The 13,622-nt window shown below is 63.3% G+C and carries 15 protein-coding genes; 1 reads left to right on the forward strand and 14 read right to left on the reverse strand.

What is annotated here, in order from left to right:
• Nucleotides 1-5 precede the first annotated feature (5 nt).
• From ACP8LP_RS09220 to secY, 14 genes are all read right to left on the reverse strand, one after another.
• Complete coding sequence (locus ACP8LP_RS09220) at nt 6-638, reverse strand: hypothetical protein (RefSeq protein ID WP_016666072.1); 633 nt, start codon at nt 636-638, stop codon at nt 6-8.
• Nucleotides 635-1,873 carry a glycosyltransferase gene (locus ACP8LP_RS09225; protein ID WP_016666073.1) on the reverse strand — a complete coding sequence of 413 codons (1,239 nt, stop codon included), beginning with the start codon at nt 1,871-1,873 and terminating at the stop codon, nt 635-637. The genes ACP8LP_RS09220 and ACP8LP_RS09225 overlap by 4 nt, the downstream gene beginning before the upstream one ends.
• Before the next feature lie 117 nt (nt 1,874-1,990).
• Nucleotides 1,991-2,572, reverse strand: a complete 582-nt coding sequence (rplQ, locus tag ACP8LP_RS09230) for a 50S ribosomal protein L17 (protein ID WP_016666074.1) — start codon at nt 2,570-2,572, stop codon at nt 1,991-1,993.
• A 265-nt stretch (nt 2,573-2,837) separates the two neighbouring features.
• On the reverse strand, nt 2,838-3,857 hold the full coding sequence (locus tag ACP8LP_RS09235; RefSeq protein WP_016666075.1) for a DNA-directed RNA polymerase subunit alpha: 1,020 nt from the start codon (nt 3,855-3,857) through the stop codon (nt 2,838-2,840).
• 250 nt (nt 3,858-4,107) lie between these two features.
• The gene (gene rpsD, locus ACP8LP_RS09240; protein ID WP_016666076.1) at nt 4,108-4,713 is read right to left on the reverse strand and encodes a 30S ribosomal protein S4; all 606 of its coding nucleotides are present in this window, start codon (nt 4,711-4,713) and stop codon (nt 4,108-4,110) included.
• Between the two features lie 30 nt (nt 4,714-4,743).
• Nucleotides 4,744-5,151, reverse strand: a complete 408-nt coding sequence (rpsK, locus tag ACP8LP_RS09245; RefSeq protein WP_004809011.1) for a 30S ribosomal protein S11 — start codon at nt 5,149-5,151, stop codon at nt 4,744-4,746.
• Nucleotides 5,152-5,222: 71 nt separating this feature from the next.
• The gene (rpsM, locus tag ACP8LP_RS09250) at nt 5,223-5,597 is read right to left on the reverse strand and encodes a 30S ribosomal protein S13 (protein WP_004809012.1); all 375 of its coding nucleotides are present in this window, start codon (nt 5,595-5,597) and stop codon (nt 5,223-5,225) included.
• 378 nt (nt 5,598-5,975) lie between these two features.
• Nucleotides 5,976-6,089 (reverse strand): 50S ribosomal protein L36, encoded by a 114-nt coding sequence (gene rpmJ, locus ACP8LP_RS09255; protein ID WP_002514836.1) that lies wholly within the window; start codon nt 6,087-6,089, stop codon nt 5,976-5,978.
• A gap of 78 nt (nt 6,090-6,167) precedes the next feature.
• Nucleotides 6,168-6,389, reverse strand: a complete 222-nt coding sequence (gene infA, locus ACP8LP_RS09260; RefSeq protein WP_002514837.1) for a translation initiation factor IF-1 — start codon at nt 6,387-6,389, stop codon at nt 6,168-6,170.
• Nucleotides 6,390-6,544: 155 nt separating this feature from the next.
• Entirely contained in the window at nt 6,545-8,641 is a 2,097-nt protein-coding gene (locus ACP8LP_RS09265) for a prolyl oligopeptidase family serine peptidase (RefSeq protein WP_484483118.1), read from the reverse strand.
• Nucleotides 8,642-8,676: 35 nt separating this feature from the next.
• Nucleotides 8,677-9,381: an endonuclease domain-containing protein gene (locus ACP8LP_RS09270; protein WP_063280069.1), complete on the reverse strand. Its 705-nt coding sequence runs from the start codon at nt 9,379-9,381 to the stop codon at nt 8,677-8,679.
• A 436-nt stretch (nt 9,382-9,817) separates the two neighbouring features.
• Nucleotides 9,818-10,657: a type I methionyl aminopeptidase gene (map, locus tag ACP8LP_RS09275; RefSeq protein WP_021107845.1), complete on the reverse strand. Its 840-nt coding sequence runs from the start codon at nt 10,655-10,657 to the stop codon at nt 9,818-9,820.
• Nucleotide 10,658: 1 nt separating this feature from the next.
• Nucleotides 10,659-11,228 (reverse strand): adenylate kinase, encoded by a 570-nt coding sequence (locus ACP8LP_RS09280; protein WP_021107846.1) that lies wholly within the window; start codon nt 11,226-11,228, stop codon nt 10,659-10,661.
• On the reverse strand, nt 11,225-12,547 hold the full coding sequence (gene secY / locus ACP8LP_RS09285) for a preprotein translocase subunit SecY (RefSeq protein WP_021107847.1): 1,323 nt from the start codon (nt 12,545-12,547) through the stop codon (nt 11,225-11,227). The genes ACP8LP_RS09280 and secY overlap by 4 nt, the downstream gene beginning before the upstream one ends.
• A 169-nt stretch (nt 12,548-12,716) precedes the next feature.
• On the opposite strand from secY, the gene ACP8LP_RS09290 reads away from it, so the two are divergent.
• Nucleotides 12,717-13,370: a hypothetical protein gene (locus tag ACP8LP_RS09290; protein ID WP_063280068.1), complete on the forward strand. Its 654-nt coding sequence runs from the start codon at nt 12,717-12,719 to the stop codon at nt 13,368-13,370.
• Nucleotides 13,371-13,622: the final 252 nt, after the last annotated feature.

The raw sequence follows: 13,622 nt of genomic DNA on the forward strand, positions 1-13,622 counted from the left end.
CCATGTCAGGCGGAGACCCCGAATGGCCGGTATATCCACCTCTGGATTCCCGACCCCGTCAACCAGGACTTCCAGACACTGACGACGGTGATCGGCGCCAGGGCGATGGTGGTGTCGATGCTGTTGAGCTTGGTGCGGTCCAGGACGTCGGTGATCGGGACGAAGGCGACGTCTCCGGCAGTGTTGCCCGGACGTGATGCGCAGACGTCGAGCTCCTTGCCCTCGTATGTGACGCGAAGCCAGCTGTGGCCGGTGTGGTACCAGGGGTGGTGCTCCAACCGGACGCGCGCAGCATGGACCGGCCTCACCTGGAATCCGAGTTCCTCGAGCACTCGCCCGAGGACGATGTTGTACTGCCCCGAGTGGCCGTGACCAGCCGCGAGAGATGCCTCCGGGCTGAGCCACAGATGCCAGCAGGAGTAATGGGTGTACATCCGGTGGACGAGCTGGGTGGCCTCGTCGACGAGGGCCCAACCGGTCTTGCCCGTCGCTCGGCAGGCCGCGACGACGTCGTCAAAGGTACGCAGCGGTTCGTCGCCGGGCCCCTCAGGCAGGGCTGGTTCTGATTTCGGCGCCGCCACGACGACCGGGACGACGATGGCTGCCACACCGGCCAGCACGAGTGGGATCTTCTTCATCTGCGCTCCTGATGGTCGTCGATCTGATGGTCGCCTGTCTGCGGGGCGAGTGGGTCGTCGACGCCGCTTAGGACGTCGTGCCGGTCCTTGAGTTTCTGCTTCCAGTAGGGCTTCCTACCAGGACGTGCGGCAATCTCGGAATGAACAGCCAGCATCTTCTCGACACTGGCTTCCCAGGTGAACTGCTCGGCTCGCCGTCGAGCGGCCTCTCGCAGGTCGGGTCCTAGCCGGTCGGCCAGACGCACGGTTGCATCCGCCAAACCGTCGGCGTCGGGACTGCCAGCCTCTCCGCTGGTGGCATCGACGATCTCGTGTGCGCCTCCTCGGTTCGCAGTGACGACCGGGGTTCCGCAGGCGAGAGCTTCCAAGGATGCCAACCCGAAGGTCTCTGCCGGGCAAACTGACATGGAGAGGTCTGCAGCCGCAAATCGACGGGCAACCTCGTCGCGCCCTTCCACGAAACCGTTGAAGAAGACCGGGGCGTCGCCGGCCTGCTCCTTCAGGGTGTCAGCATCGGGACCGACACCGTACATGTCCAGTCGCAGCGGGACACCGCGGCGATGCAATTCGACGGCGGCAGCGACAGCCAACTGCGGGCTCTTCTCGTGACTCATCCGGCCGACGTAGCACAGCCTGAGGAGCCCGTCCGGGCGCGGGGTGGGAAGCCCAGGCTCGCGCTTGTCCGGATGGAAAGTCTCAAGGTCGACACCGAGAGGAACCTTGACGAGGCGAGCTCCCGTGTCGGCGAACTCACCCGCGGAGTAGTCCGACGTGACGACGACCACGTCGAAGGACTTGGACAGACGGCGGTTCAGGGCGCCGACAGCGGCGGCGACGCCGAACTGACGACGCACCCACATCGTCAGCATGTCGTCGAGGCGTTCGTGGCTGAACAGGACCGAACCGATGCCGCGTCGGGTCGCCCAGCCGGCAGCTGGGGTGAGGGTCCACTTGTCGGAGGACTCGATGGACGTGGGACGGAAACGATCAAGGATGTCGAGAGCACGCCAAGGCGTGGCGATCATACGGTAACCGGCCGAAACTCGTGGTGCCGCGATCTCGACCGTGATGCCGGACTCCGACTCCGTGATGCGGTCCCTCGGTCCTGGAATGACGAGGATGCGCTCGTGACCTGCAGCGACGTATCCCCTGCCAAGAGCGTCGATAGCCACCTTCATGCCACCCGAGACGGGGCCGACGAAGTTGGCGAGCTGAGCGATACGGAGGGTCGTCACTTCTCCAGCCTATGTGGTGATGACGCATGACGGCGTCCGGGGTTGGGTCGAGTTCGCGGAAACACCCGAGCGCCGACCCCTCAGGGACCGGCGCTCGGGTGTTTCAAGGAAGGAGGATCAGGCCTGAGCCTTCTCCTCGGCCTCAACGGCATCCTGCTCAGCGGCCACGGGGGCGTCAGCAGCGGCGTTCTCGGCCAAGGTGTTGTGCTCGATGGCGGCGTCACCCTCGGTCTTCTCGGGGGCGACCTCCTTGACCTCCGGCTCCTTGGCATCAGCCGCCTCGGTGGCGGTGTTGATCTGCGCCTTGGCGTCAGCAGCGCTGGCCGGAGCCTTGGAGGATACCTTCTCGGTGACGACCTCGATGACGGCCATGGGGGCGTTGTCGCCCTTGCGGTTGCCGATGCGGGTGATGCGGGTGTAACCGCCGTCGCGACCCTCCATGAGGGGGCCGATCTCGGTGAAGAGGATGTGCACGACGCCGCGGTCGGTGATCGTGCGGTTGACGATGCGACGGTTGGCGACGGTGTCGGTCTTGGCTCGGTTGATGAGCTTCTCGGCGAGCGGGCGGACGCGCTTGGCCTTGGTGACGGTAGTCACGACATGGCCGTGCTCGAAGAGCTGGCTGGCCAGGTTGCGCAAGATGATCCGCTCGTGGGCCGGGGAACCGCCAAGACGGGGACCCTTAGTGGGCTTCGGCATTCTTTTTCTCCTTGTGTGTCGGTGTGGCGGGCAGGTGGACCCGCCGCGATCCGGCTGAGGGAGGACGGTTGTCCTCCCCTCCCCTTCCCCGTCAAGCGACGGGTGGGGGTGTGGCCAGGGTCCACCCCCCTGGCCTCCCCTCCGAAGAGAGGAAATCTTTGGTTGTCAAGAGCTACTCGACCCTCTACTCAACCGCAGGCAAACCCGCGACTGCGAAGCAGAGCCGACTCGCTCGGGGGATGCAGGGGTCCCTGCATCAATCAGCTCAGTACTGCTCGGTCTCCGCGAAATCATCGTCGTCACTGGCCTCGTCGTAGGCCTCGGCGGCGGCGAGTGGGTCAAAGCCCGGGACGGAGTCCTTGAGAGCCAGACCGAGCTCGGTCAGCTTCTCCTTGACCTCGTCGATGGACTTGGATCCGAAGTTGCGGATGGCGAGCAGATCCTGCTCGGAGCGGGAAACAAGCTCTCCGACGGTGTGGATGCCCTCGCGCTTGAGGCAGTTGTAGGAACGGACGGTGAGGTTGAGCTCCTCAACCGGGGTTCCGAGGCTCTCGGCGTACTCCTCGTCAACCGGGCCGGCACCGATCTCGATGCCCTCGGCGTCGGCATTGAGCTCACGCGTCAGACCGAACAGCTCGACAAGGGTCTTGCCGGCAGAAGCGACGGCGTCGCGCGGCTGAATGCTCGGCTTGGTCTCGACGTCGACGACGAGCTTGTCGAAGTCGGTGCGCTGCTCGACTCGGGTGGCCTCGACCTTGTAGGTGACCTTGAGGACCGGGGAGTAGATGGAGTCGACGGCGATGCGACCGATCTCGGAGTTCGGGTCGTCGTTGAGGGCGCTGGACACATAACCGCGTCCACGCTCGACGATGAGCTCCATCTCGAAGCGACCATCGTCGTTAAGGGTGGCGATGTGCAGGTCCGGGTTATGGATGGTCACACCGGCCGGCGGGTTGATGTCAGCAGCGGTGATCTCGCCGGCGCCGGACTTGCGCAGGTACATGGCGACGGGCTCGTCCTCCTCAGAGGAGAGGACCAGGCCCTTGAGGTTCAGGATGATCTCGGTGACGTCCTCGACACAGCCCTCGATGGTGGAAAACTCGTGCTGGACTCCCTCGATCTTGATGCTCGTCACAGAGGCGCCCGGGATGGACGACAGCAGGGTGCGACGCAGCGAGTTGCCGATGGTGTAGCCGAAGCCGGGCTCCAGGGGCTCGATGATGAACTTTGAGCGGAACTCGGAGACGGACTCCTCGGTGAGGGTGGGACGCTGTGCGATGAGCATGTTTTCTACCTTTCGCGCCGACCGCTATATGAAGGCGCAGAGGGGAACAGGATGACGGGAACTCCCCGCCGCGAGGTTATTCAGTTGTTGCATCCCCGGGCCGACCGAAGTCGGCCCGGGGAAAGCTGGGCTGCAAGGGGTCACCCCTCATCAGCTTCCAGGTGGCCTCAGAGCAATGCGCAATCACCGAGCCGGTGAAGATACGCAGTAACTTGGCCCCCTCGGGGATCCAAGGGGGTGACCTCTCGGATCACTTGGAGTAGAGCTCGACGATGGCCTGCTCGTTGACGTCGACGACGATCTGCTCACGGGTGGGCAGCTGGTGGATCAGGATGCGTCCCTTGTTCGGACGCACCTCCAGCCAGGCCGGAACGTCGCGGGTCTCGAAGGTCTCGCGGGCGACGACGATCGGGTAAAGGTCCTTGGACTTCTCGCGAACGTCGATGATGTCGTGGGTGCTCACGCGGTAGGAAGGAATGTTGACCTTCTTGCCGTTGACCAGGAAGTGGCCGTGGCTGACCATCTGGCGAGCCTGACGACGGGTGGCAGCAAGTCCGGCGCGGTACACGACGTTGTCGAGACGCGACTCGAGGATCTGCAGCAGGACGTCACCAGTCTTGCCCTGGGCGCGATCCGCCTCCTCGTAGTAACGACGGAACTGCTTCTCCAGCACGCCATAGGCGTAACGAGCCTTCTGCTTCTCGCGCAGCTGCAGCGAGTACTCGGAATCCTTGGTACGACCGCGACCGTGGACACCCGGAGGGTACGGACGACGCTCGAAGGACTTGTCGTTGCCGACAAGGTCAGTCCCGAGGCGACGGGACTTCTTGGTGAGGGGGCCGGTGTAACGGGCCATTGTGTATCAGTCCTTTGCTCTCGGAGTGGGTCAGACGCGGCGGCGCTTCGGCGGGCGGCATCCGTTGTGCGGAACGGGGGTGACGTCGGAGATCGGACCGATCTCCAGGCCGACGGCCCCGAGGGAACGGATGGCGGTCTCACGGCCGGAACCGGGACCCTTGACGAAGACGTCAACCCGCTTCATGCCATGCTCCATGGCGCGACGTCCAGCGGCCTCGGCGGCCATCTGAGCGGCGAACGGGGTGGACTTACGAGAGCCCTTGAAGCCGACGGTGCCGGCAGAGGCCCACGAGATCACCGCACCGGAAGGATCGGTGATGGCGATGATGGTGTTGTTGAACGTGCTCTTGATGTGCGCCTGTCCGGCGACGACGTTCTTCTTCTCCTTGCGGCGCACCTTGGTCTTGGGTGCAGCCTTGCGGCCTGCAGTAGCCATGTGATGTCTCTCCTGAAATCAGTGTGATCTGCGCATCGATGAAGGTTGGTGAGTGCCCGATGGGCAGTGACTCACTTGGCCTTCTTCTTGCCGGCGACGGCCTTCTTCTTGCCCTTGCGGGTACGGGCGTTGGTGCGGGTGCGCTGACCACGGACCGGCAGTCCGCTGCGGTGACGACGGCCCTGGTAGGTGCCGATCTCGATCTTGCGGCGGATGTCAGCGGCCACCTCACGACGAAGGTCACCTTCGACGTGGTAGTTGGCCTCGATGTGGTCACGCAGAGCCACGAGCTGATCGTCGGTCAGCTCGTGGACGCGCAGGTCACCGCTGATTTCGGTGGCCTTCAGAGTCTCGGTGGCGCGAGTGCGGCCGATTCCGTAGATGTAGGTCAGGGCGACCTCGAGGCGCTTGTCGCGCGGCAGGTCAACTCCGATGAGGCGTGCCATGTGGCATCCCTTTCTTGTTCGTTCGACCCGAACGAAGTCGAGCCGCGAAGGTGTCCGGCGTGGAGCGTCCTCGTCATTCCTGGGAACGATGGGCGGTGTCTGACCGTCCGACGAGGCCCCGGCCTTCGTCCGGGGGTGGTGGCCCAGATCCGTGCTCGATGGTTTCGAGCGGGGCTCCGGGACGTGCTTCCACGGTGTCCCGGGCAATGCCCGGGAGGTCTGCACCAGCGTGTGCAACCGGTGCGTTTTCTGTTGTGCAGTTCAATTGTTCACCGCTCCCACCTGGCGGGTGGGCCTGACGGTGGACCTCAGGGGTCGAACCCCTGCATTCCTGCTGACCGTCGCGTGGACGATCTGCGATCCCGTCGCGGCGTGGGCTCAGCCCTGACGCTGCTTGTGGCGCGGGTTGTCGCAGATGACCATCACGCGGCCGTGGCGACGGATGACCTTGCACTTGTCGCAGATCTTCTTGACGCTCGGCTGAACCTTCATGAGATTCTCTTTCGCGTAACGATCCCCTGGCGGGAACCTGGGTGGTGCGCCGTTAAGCGCTTGGCAATGAGCCGCAGCTCACTTGTGGCGGTAGACGATCCGACCGCGAGTGAGGTCATAGGGCGACAGCTCAACGACGACACGGTCCGACGGCAGGATTCGGATGTAGTGCTGACGCATCTTGCCGCTGATCGTGGCAAGAACGCGGTGCCCGTTCTTGAGTTCGACACGGAACATGGCGTTGGGCAAAGCCTCAACGACAGTTCCCTCCAGTTCGAGTGCTCCCTCTTTCTTGGCCATTACGTCCCATCTGTCCGCTGGCCGTACCCCCTGCGGGTACGGCTGTTGGCTCCGCACAGAAGGAGCCAACAGCTAACGATACCTGCTTGATGCCGTCGCCCCAAATTGGCGGCGGCGTCACCACCAGGCCGTGCCGGTAGAGAACCGAGACGAGATCAGAACCGCGGTGTCAGGCCCGTGAACTCAGCGATGAAGGCGAGTTTGTCAGCGGACGCATCGATGCGGGAAGCACGGGGACGCCCGGCACCATGCCCCACCGACTGGTCGATGCGGGTGAGGATCGGGGCGTCCCCTCCCTGGGCTCGCTGCAGGGTGGCGGTGAACTTGTGGCTGTGGGCCGGCACGACGCGATCGTCGTGGTCACCGGTCATGACGAGGGTCGCCGGGTAGTGGCGTCCCTCCCCCACGTTGTGCAGCGGCGAGTAGGCCAGCTCGACCTCGAAGTCGTGGGTGTCCTCCGGGTTGCCGTAGTCCGACATCCATGCAGCCCCCGAGGAGAACTTGTGGAACCTCAGCAAGTCGAGCACTCCGACCTCGGGAACTGCCGCAGCTAGTAGCTCCGGACGCTGGGTGAGCACGGCACCGACCATCAGACCACCATTGGAACCACCACTGATTGCCAGGGTGGCTGGGGTCGCCAGTCCGGCCTCGACGAGGTCAAGGAGAACGGCGATGTGGTCGTCGAAAACGTGCTGCTTGTTGTCGAGAACACCGTCGCGGTACCACTCGGATCCGAACTCGCCACCGCCACGAGCGTTGACGAGGGCGACCGCACCGCCGGCCTCCATCCACGCCTGCCACAGAGGGGAATGGGTGTTGGTGATGGTGATGTCGAATCCGCCATATCCGTAGACGATGGTCGGCAGCGGCCCGGTCGCGTCGTTGGACTCGTCGCGCATGTACCAGTAGGGCACCTGGGTGCCGTCGACACTCGTGGCATGACGACGCTCCACACCGGCATGGAACTGGCCAACCTCGGCGGACTGAATCTTCTCCAACTCACCGGATGCGGCGTCGAGGTGGTAAACGACGTTCGGGCTGCTCGGGCCCGTGGCGTGAATGAATACGTCGGGTTGGTGCTCGTCGGGAGCGGTGAGATGGACGTCACCAGCCTCGATGTCGACGTCACCGAGATGCTTCCCTGAAGTAGACCATCGGCTAATGCGCGGCGAGACGTCAACCATGTACACGGCGACGAGGGTCTCCCCGGCCAGGACCACCGTCGACAACGGGTACTCCGAGGACGCAATGACCTCGCTCGGAGTTGGTTCGTCCGCCGCAAGGTCGATGGCGACGAGTCGGTAGGTCGGGGTGATGTCGTCAGTGAGGACAAAGAACGTTGAGCCGACGATGCCGACGGGATGATGACTCGCGTCAGCCTCGGCAATGCGACGCCCTTTCTCGACCACGGAGTGTCCGTCGACGAGGTGATGACGGAAGACCGTCAGCCCGCTGTTGTGGGAGGTGCCGATGATGTCGCTGACGACCACCCAGCCCTCCCCGGTGCGATCGCCGTTCTCGTCGGTTTCGTGACTGATCCCACCCCAGTAAAAGGTCCCCTCCGGGCCAGCCGGAAGCACCTCGGTCCGCTCACCAGTGTCGGTGCGGACCATGACAAGACGTGGGTCGCCCGCGGCCTTGGTGACCGCGGTCTCGCCAGTTTCCTTGTCCGGGAAGTCCAGGACGAGCAGGCTCACTGAATCTGGGAACCAGCTGACCGTACTGAACTTGGTACGGATTCCGGGGTCGCGCTCCTCGCCGGTGGCCACGTTGCGGAGGGTGAAGGAGGTCCAGTCCGAGCCGGCTACCGAGCTCGCCCACGCCAGGGTCGAGCCGTCGGGGCTGATGGCCGCATCCTTGAGGGAGGTCGTACCGTCCTCGGACCAATCGTTGGGATCGAGGAGAGTGATGGGACGATCGAACAGGTCGCGCCAGTCCTCGGCCGCCTGAACCACTGGCTGGGCGGCATCACCGTCGTCGTGCCACATGAGATAGCGACCGCCACAGTGCTTGTCGATCGTGTCGCCAGGAAGGGAGTACAGCTCAGTGAGTCGGTTGCGGAACGCCTCCCGGGTTCTCAGCTTGGTGAAGGCTTCCTCGGTGAAGGCTCGCTGTCGTTCCACCCAGTCGACGGTGTCGGGGGAATCGGCGTCCTCGAGCCAGCGGTACGGGTCTTCGATGGTGCGCCCGTGGAGGATCTCGACAACGTCGTCACGGCGAGTCTGTGGGGCAGGGCCTATGGCAAAGCTCATGGCAGACATACAACCACCCTCGTCAACCCCTGTTGTCAGGCTGCCCGGACACGACCCAGGTGGTCACCGGCACCGACGATCTCCAGAATGTGCTGCTCGACGCACTCCCAGTCGTACATGACTTGGTGCCAGGTGATCCGGACGACGAGATAGCCGCGGGAAACGAGTTCAAGATCACGACGACGATCGTTGGAATATGCGAAGGCATCCGTGTGGTGTGCCACCGAATCGACTTCGATGACGAGCCGGCTCCCCACCAGCATGTCGACTCTCCCCACGCCACCGATGCTGGCCTGAGTTCTCACTGGGAGACCGACGCGGCGTAACCGGCATCGGACGAGGGACTCGGCACCTGAGTCGGCCCAGCCGAGGTCGGGAAGGATGCGCCGACCCGCCGGTATCGGCGAAAGACACTCCTCAAGCCGTTCGCGAGTGAGTACCCCTTTCCGCAGCACAGAGTCGAGGACCGCCACGGCTTCATCATGATCGAGGCAGCGCACGACTGACTGCACGGCAATGTCGGGCGGATCGACCGCCATGATGGGGGCAGCGCGACGAGGCGCGGGACAGGAACGAACAGCCGGGTACAGTGGTTCGCGGTGGCCCCGGCAATGGATCTGCGAATCGAGCGGCGACCAGACCCCGATCATCTTCAGAGCACTGACACACCCCAGGACGCCTCCTGCCCTCACCGCGGTGACGACGTCGTGGTCGGCATCCGGTAGGGCCCACCAACCCATTCTCAGCCAGCTGAGTTCACCCCTCTTCTTCGCTGACCGGATCGCTTCACGATCGAGGCCGAAGCACGAAAGCACACCTGTGGACACCACACCGCCGGGGCAGAGCTCGGATGGCACACCATGGCTCGCAACATCAGAAGTTCTCACATTGACAGTTATCGTCAACGCAAGCCAGATCCTTCACTTGTCCACAGGTATTTTTTGGTGCGGCGGTTGGCTGTTACGTGGGGACAACTACACGGAGCTGCCAAAAATTAGGGCAAATACACGATGGTCACGTTACCAAGCACAGTTTTTGGCAGCTCCGTGTAGTAACGACGAGTTCCGAACCTGGTTGAGCCGCAGAGAATCCCAGATAGGGCGTGTCGACCCTCTACCCCCACAAAACAATGGTCGCCGGGACCAACGTCCCGGCGACCACCACAAGAACTCAATCTCAATCAAGAGGCCCGAATGGCACTCCGCGCTTCTCGAGTTCGGCCTTGCCGCCATCGGGTTCGGACAACACCCACAGACCCTTGCTGGTCACGGCAACGGTGTTCTCCCAGTGGCTGGCCCACGAGCCGTCCACCGTGACAACCGTCCACTCGTCGTCCAGGGTGGCAGTGTCCTCCATACCGAGAGTCGCCATCGGCTCGATGCACAGCACCATACCTTCGACGATCTTCGGGCCACGTCCAGCTCGGCCCCAGTTGGGGACGTCCGGATCCATGTGCATCTCGGTGCCGATCCCGTGGCCGGTGTACTCACGGATGATCCCGTAATCACGGTCGTGGGACTCCAGGGAGGCCTGTACAGCAGCGGAGACGTCACCGATGCGAGCACCGGCCGCGACCTTGGCAATGCCGGCCCACATGGACTCACGGGTCACCTCGGACAAGGCCCTGGCCTCCTCGCTGACGTCTCCCACCAGAACCGTTCGGGCGGCATCACCGTGCCACCCGTCGACGATGGCTCCGTAGTCGATGGAGACGATGTCGCCGTCCTTAAGCTCGCGATCACCGGGGATGCCGTGGACGATGGTCTCGTTTGGGCTCACACATGCCACGCCCGGATAGGGCGGCAGGCCCCAATCTCCCCCGTAATTGAGGAAGTTAGAACCCGCGTTGTGACGCTCGAGCACCTCGCGGCCGGCCCGGTCGATGTCAGCGGTGGTGGCCCCCGGCACGGCAACCGCTCTCATAGCCTCCAAGCCCTCGGCGACGACCAGTCCCGCCCGACGCATCTTGCAGATCTGGTCGGGTGTCTTGATCTGGAATCGATTGCGGCCCAGCACGTCAGTTCTTCGAATCGAGAGCAGCGAAGATGCGCTGGCGCACCTCGTCGATCTCACCGACGCCGTCAACCGGAACGAGAATGCCGGCCGATCGGTAATGCTCGAGGAGCGGCTCGGTCTGGGAGGAGTAGACCTTCATACGGTTGCGGATGGTCTCCTCGTTGTCGTCGGTACGCCCCTCGATCTCAGCACGCTTCAGCAGACGCTGGGTGAGCAGCTCGGGGTCGACGTCGAGGCTGATGACTGCGTCGAGCTCCTGACCGTGCTCCTTGAGATAAGCGTCGAGGGCCGCGACCTGATGCATGTTGCGGGGGTAGCCGTCGAGCAGGAAGCCGTTGGCGGCGTCGTCCTGGTGGAGGCGATCGACGACGATGGCATCGGTCAGCTCGTCGGGGACGAGGTCGCCGGCATCCATAATGGCCTTGACCTTCTTGCCCAGCTCAGTGCCGTTCTTGATGTTGGCACGGAACATGTCGCCGGTGGAGACCGCGGGCACGCAGTAGTGCTCAGCGATGGCGGTGGCCTGAGTTCCCTTGCCTGCGCCCGGGGCGCCCATGATCAGCAGTCTCATGATGACAGGAATCCTTCGTAGTGTCGTTGCTGCAACTTGCTTTCAACCTGTTTGACGGTGTCCAGCGCCACACCCACGATGATGAGGATGCTCGTACCTCCGAACGGGAAATTCTGGTTCGCCTTGAGGTACACGAACGCGAGCGTCGGGATCATCGAAATGAGGCCCAGGTACAAGGACCCAGGTGCCGTCAGCCTCGACAACACATAGGCCAAGTAGTCCTCGGTGGGCTTCCCGGCCCGGATGCCGGGAATGAATCCACCATACTTCTTCATGTTGTCACTCATCTCGACGGGATCGAAAGTGATGGCCACGTAGAAGTAGCAGAAGAAGATGATCAGCAGGAAATAGACGATGTTGTAAATCGGGTGATCACCACGCTGGAAGTAGTGACCAATCCATTTCGCCGCGCCGGTCTGCGGTCGGAAGGTGGCGTAGAGCACCGGCAGGTACAGGATCGACGAGGCGAAGATGACCGGGATGACGCCGGACTGGTTCACCTTCAGCGGAATGTAGGTCGTGGAGCCGCCGAACATCCGACGCCCGACCATCCTCTTCGCATACTGCACCGGGATTCGCCGCTGACCCTGCTCGATGAAGACGACGGCTGCCATGACGAGCAGACCGATGACGATCACCAAGCTAAACACGAACCAGGCGTGGGCCTGACCAGCACCGTTACGAGCAACCTTGATGGACCACAGGGAATCGGGGAAGCGGGCAGCGATCTGGGTGAAGATCATGATCGACATGCCGTTGCCGATACCGTGCTCGGTGACGAGCTCACCCATCCACATGACGATTGTCGTGCCTGCCGTCATCGTCAGGATCATGACGATGATCTCGAAGATCGAGGTGGAGTACACGACCGGCAGGGCGCAGCCGGTGAACAGACGTCCCGAGGTTGCCAGGGTGACGAAGGCCGTCGCCTGCAGCAGGCCGAGCACCAGGGTGAGGTAACGGGTGTACTGAGTGATCTTGTTCTGGCCGGACGCGCCCTCCTTCTTGAGGGTCTCCAGCTTCGGGATGACGACGGTCAGCAGCTGCAGGATGATCGACGCCGTGATGTAGGGCATGATGCCGAGCGCGAAGATCGCCAACTTCAGCAGGGCGCCACCCGAGAACAGGCTGATCATCGAGTACAGACCGGCAGAGGACCCGGAACTCGCCTGGCTGACGCACGTGTTGATGTTAGACACGTTGACGTTCGGGACGGGGATGACGGACCCGAGCCTGAAAACCGCCAGGATGAAGAGCGTGAACAGGATCTTGCGGCGAAGATCCGGCGTTCTAAAGGCATTGGCGAAGGCGGAAAGCATCCGGGCCCTCTCCCATCTCGTGGACTACTGACTACGCAGATCCAACCCCCATGACGCGCTGCAGGCAAACGTCTGGGAGCATGGACACAGCGGGGGTAGCCTATCAACTCACGACGGGAATACCCACGTCGCCGCACACCACCACTTGTCTGACCCCGTCTGGAGCGCCATGAGACCGCCGATCATCATCTCCTCGCATCGAGGACGAATCGGCGTCGGGACCGTCCTCGCGGTGATCATCGTGCTGACGATTCTCGACCTCATTCGATCCGGTCTGGCTGGATTGACGAACCTGCCCGCCCTGCTGCTTTTCGTGTGGCTGACGTGGATCATTTGGGGAGTTGCCGAAATTCGGATCAATGACGATGGAGTGACCGTCGTCAATCAATTCCGAATTTGGGACGTTCCCTGGCGTCGAATCACCGAGGTCACCGGGCGTTGGGGGCTGGCGCTGACGGCCGAGCGTCGTCCTGACGCCGAGGGGATACGCAAGCCACGCACGATCTCGGCGTGGGCTGCCCCGGCACGCGGCACGGCCACCGCGATGAAGGGCAATGCCGACCACGTCCCGCAGGTCATCGTCGGTTCCGAGCTTCCGATGAGGTGGTCGCTGGATTCCCACTCGACGGCTCGTCTCATCGAGATGGAGAGGATCGAGCGTCGTCCCGTGGCCAGGGCGACGGCTGCGACGCAGACCAAGCAGGGGCCGGTCCAGAAGAAGCCCAGGGACGGGATGTCTCGTGACGGAGAAATTCAGGTTCACCCGAACTGGATGACGATCTGCATCACGGTTGTGCTCGTCGCTGCCGTCATTATCATCTGACGGGATCTTTCCCCCGATCAGGGCCCTCGAAGCTCGTCAAGTGGCCGAGGTCGCACCCCAGAAGCTCACGCTGTAAACTAAGGGCCGTCCGAGGCCGTGTGCCCCGGGACCGACAACTGTGACGGAGAAGCCGGTGAGAGTCCGGCGCTGTCCCGCAACCGTGATGCCGTATGGCTGAGCCGGATCGCCGAATCAGTTGAGCGTTGATGCCATGTCGTGGGTTACGTGGCGTGACGATCCTCTCGTTCGTCG

The organism is Cutibacterium sp. LaCa_89, from assembly GCF_058177555.1.

Excerpts from the sequence above, each read along its gene's own strand:
- secY (WP_021107847.1), bottom strand. The coding sequence starts at position 12,547 with ATGCTTTCCGCCTTCGCCAATGCCTTTAGAACGCCGGATCTTCGCCGC.
- ACP8LP_RS09290 (WP_063280068.1), top strand. The coding sequence starts at position 12,717 with ATGAGACCGCCGATCATCATCTCCTCGCATCGAGGACGAATCGGCGTC.
- ACP8LP_RS09235 (WP_016666075.1), bottom strand. The coding sequence starts at position 3,857 with ATGCTCATCGCACAGCGTCCCACCCTCACCGAGGAGTCCGTCTCCGAG.
- ACP8LP_RS09220 (WP_016666072.1), bottom strand. The coding sequence starts at position 638 with ATGAAGAAGATCCCACTCGTGCTGGCCGGTGTGGCAGCCATCGTCGTC.
- ACP8LP_RS09270 (WP_063280069.1), bottom strand. The coding sequence starts at position 9,381 with ATGGGTTGGTGGGCCCTACCGGATGCCGACCACGACGTCGTCACCGCG.
- rpsM (WP_004809012.1), bottom strand. The coding sequence starts at position 5,597 with ATGGCACGCCTCATCGGAGTTGACCTGCCGCGCGACAAGCGCCTCGAG.
- ACP8LP_RS09265 (WP_484483118.1), bottom strand. The coding sequence starts at position 8,641 with ATGAGCTTTGCCATAGGCCCTGCCCCACAGACTCGCCGTGACGACGTT.
- ACP8LP_RS09280 (WP_021107846.1), bottom strand. The coding sequence starts at position 11,228 with ATGAGACTGCTGATCATGGGCGCCCCGGGCGCAGGCAAGGGAACTCAG.
- rpsK (WP_004809011.1), bottom strand. The coding sequence starts at position 5,151 with ATGGCTACTGCAGGCCGCAAGGCTGCACCCAAGACCAAGGTGCGCCGC.
- infA (WP_002514837.1), bottom strand. The coding sequence starts at position 6,389 with ATGGCCAAGAAAGAGGGAGCACTCGAACTGGAGGGAACTGTCGTTGAG.
- rpmJ (WP_002514836.1), bottom strand. The coding sequence starts at position 6,089 with ATGAAGGTTCAGCCGAGCGTCAAGAAGATCTGCGACAAGTGCAAGGTC.
- rpsD (WP_016666076.1), bottom strand. The coding sequence starts at position 4,713 with ATGGCCCGTTACACCGGCCCCCTCACCAAGAAGTCCCGTCGCCTCGGG.
- rplQ (WP_016666074.1), bottom strand. The coding sequence starts at position 2,572 with ATGCCGAAGCCCACTAAGGGTCCCCGTCTTGGCGGTTCCCCGGCCCAC.